Source organism: Cryobacterium sp. TmT2-59 (assembly GCF_004403545.1).
Lineage (GTDB): Bacteria > Actinomycetota > Actinomycetes > Actinomycetales > Microbacteriaceae > Cryobacterium > Cryobacterium shii.
In genome coordinates this window covers 1-2,459 of sequence record NZ_SOGM01000076.1, presented here as the reverse complement: position 1 = coordinate 2,459, position 2,459 = coordinate 1, and the positions used below count along the sequence as shown (strand labels likewise).

The following is a 2,459-nucleotide window of genomic DNA, read 5'->3' as shown; positions in this document are numbered from 1 at the left end:
ACGCGCCGCCCCCGTTCCGCGAGATGGCGTCCTCGTAGGCGGCGAGGTGGTCGAGTTTCTGCTTCGGCGTGAACGACCGCCGGGGCGTGGGGCCGCCCGCGCGGGGGCCGGGACTGCTGTTCATCATGGAACTATCGTCGCGCACGGCGATCAACGATGGGCTGGACATGGTGGGACTTCCTGATTCTCGCCCTACGTCAAACGGCGGACTTGCTCTGAGCTACTGGCCTCAACTCACCCTGACACGTAGGGACCCGACGGTGCGAAGCTGACCGGGAAAACGAAATCTCGGCCGCCCGAGGTCTAACTGGCGCGTCGCGCGAGGTCGAGGCCAGCGAGCGGAAAGGTGGGTGGCGAAGTACTGGCGGCTGGGGCGCCAAGATCCCTGAGGGATCTCAGGGGAGGTACTTGAGATACCTCCCCTTTCGATCACATGCCGGCGCAGTGCTTACATAGCGGCCAGTTGTTGGTGCCGGGCCGCTTGTTATAGGCGGGGATCTGCTGTCCGCTGGGGCAGTTGTCGTGAGTGTGGTGCACGTCGGGATCGGTTGCATTCGTGGAGTGGTACGGAGGTACGCGCATTTCAAGCTCCTTGCCGTGGTTTCGCCGCGAGGTGCGGCAATTCCAAGCGTAGAGAGAGGCACAGACATTGGAGTGAAGAACGCCTGCACACCAGTGCGGCTAGAGGCGGACCACTGATAGTCCAATCAGCTCAACCCACAGCTTTCGAAGGGCGGCGTCTTCCCGGATCGCGCGCACGGGCGTCACGACATCCGCCTCGGCCAGAGCGTCCAGGTTGAGTCCGGTGAGTCTGACAATGTCCGCGATAGGCACCTGGTAGGTCCGGTACGGACCGAGCGGCGGGGGAGTGCCAGCGACGAGAGCTTGAGCGCGTGCGGTGTCAAGGTCAATGTCGGTCAACTGGGGGCTTTGGTCCAGGACGAACCCGGCAGCGCGCAGCCGGGTGGAGCCGTCCATCGTGGTGGCCCACGCCGCGATCTTCCAGAAGGATTGAGGGATCCCGACGCCGCGGTACACCGGATCATCAGTTGAGAGCACGGGCGCGGTGAAGACGCTAATCCGGTTTTTGTTTGTCCGTGCGTAGGTGAGGACATGGTCCTCGAGGCCGAGCCAGAGCTCTTTCGATTGGTTGAATTCCCCGGCTTGCGGGGCGGCGTTTGTGTAGGCAAAGGTGTCGGCATTGGCTTGTCTGGCAGTCTTGGCATCGCCCCAAACCGGGTCTCGTCGGCGGACGAGATGTCCGCGGTCGAGGTCGTTCTTCGCGTAGACAGCCTCCCCGGTCTGTTCCTCGAGGGGGATGCGCGAGTCGAGGTGCCAGTCATCGCCTCGGTCAACGTCAACCAGCTGGTTACCGTCGATGTTGACGCCAGTCGCGAGGGCAAGGCGCCGGACAGGGTCCAGTGACACGGTGAAGTGTGTGTAGGACAGGTCGCGAACGGTTGTGGCCTCGGCAGGTGCGGGAAGCCGCAGGGGCAGCTCCAGGAAATCGGGGTTGTAACCAGCAGGAGAGAATGTCGCAGCGTCCATGTCGACAGTTAAGCAGTCGAAGCCGACATTCAGGCCACCGAAAGGTGTCTCACAACTAACCAGGCACGCGCCAACCCAGCCGATTGCTTACGAGACGTAGTTAAGAGAATCGCCGACCAGCGGAACTCCGCGACCCAGCCTCCCGCGGACGTGTCCGCGACGAGACGCCTCGTATCTCTAGAGATATGAGACAAAATGGTTGCAGTTGAGCCCTCTCATCGCGCATCGACACCGTACGTGCAAACACACGCCCTATTCCCGCAGCCTCAAGAAGCGGGTGGGCAGTCGGAAGATGTCAACCTATGTGAGTCAGTTTCCTTAGGCGGTCATTGAGTTCGTTCCTTCCTTTTCGGGTTCGTTGATCCACGTCGTCGTCGGGAATGTTGGCGGTTGCGGGAGCTTCCGAACGAAGCGTTCAGGGTGCTTGGTATAGGCGTTCCTGAGAACGCGGGCGCGAGCNACGTTGAACGGGGTGTGCATTCCGATGCCGGAGTGGCGATGTTCACCGTTGTACCAGCCGTAGAATTCGGTGCAGAATGAGCGTGCCTCGGCGAGGCTGTAGAACCGATCGGGGAACTCGGGCCGGTACTTCAAAGTTTTGAAGTGCGACTCGCTGAATGGATTGTCATTACTCGTGTGCGGGCGGGAGTGCGACTTGGTCACGCCCAGGTCGGCGAGTAGAAACGCTACGGGTTTCGACGCCATCGAGGACCCATTGTCGGAGTGGATCGTCAGCTGATCGCGGCGAATGTTCTGCTTCTCGATCGTGTCGAGCAGGAGCCGCTCAGCCAGCTCGGCGGACTCCCGGGTCGCGACCATCCAGCCGACGACGTACCGGGAGTAAATGTCGATAATCGTATACAAGTGGAAGTATGACCATTTGGCCGGGCCCTTGAGCTTCGAGATGTCCC

Annotated in this window: 3 protein-coding genes; all 3 read right to left on the bottom strand. The window is 61.4% G+C overall.

Annotated elements, in window-relative coordinates; all coding sequences use genetic code 11:
* Nucleotides 1-429: 429 nt before the first annotated feature.
* The gene (locus E3T24_RS17415; RefSeq protein ID WP_166789207.1) at nucleotides 430-582 is read right to left on the bottom strand and encodes a hypothetical protein; all 153 of its coding nucleotides are present in this window, start codon (nucleotides 580-582) and stop codon (nucleotides 430-432) included.
* Nucleotides 583-681: 99 nt separating this feature from the next.
* A complete protein-coding gene (locus E3T24_RS12060; RefSeq protein WP_134434660.1) occupies nucleotides 682-1,548 on the bottom strand; it encodes a DNA/RNA non-specific endonuclease in 867 nt (288 codons plus the stop codon).
* Between the two features lie 318 nt (nucleotides 1,549-1,866).
* Nucleotides 1,867-2,459, bottom strand: a 593-nt coding sequence (locus E3T24_RS12055) for a DDE-type integrase/transposase/recombinase (protein ID WP_134434659.1), incomplete at its 5' end; no start/stop codon positions are given.

Excerpts from the sequence above, each read along its gene's own strand:
- E3T24_RS17415 (WP_166789207.1), bottom strand. The coding sequence starts at position 582 with ATGCGCGTACCTCCGTACCACTCCACGAATGCAACCGATCCCGACGTG.
- E3T24_RS12060 (WP_134434660.1), bottom strand. The coding sequence starts at position 1,548 with ATGGACGCTGCGACATTCTCTCCTGCTGGTTACAACCCCGATTTCCTG.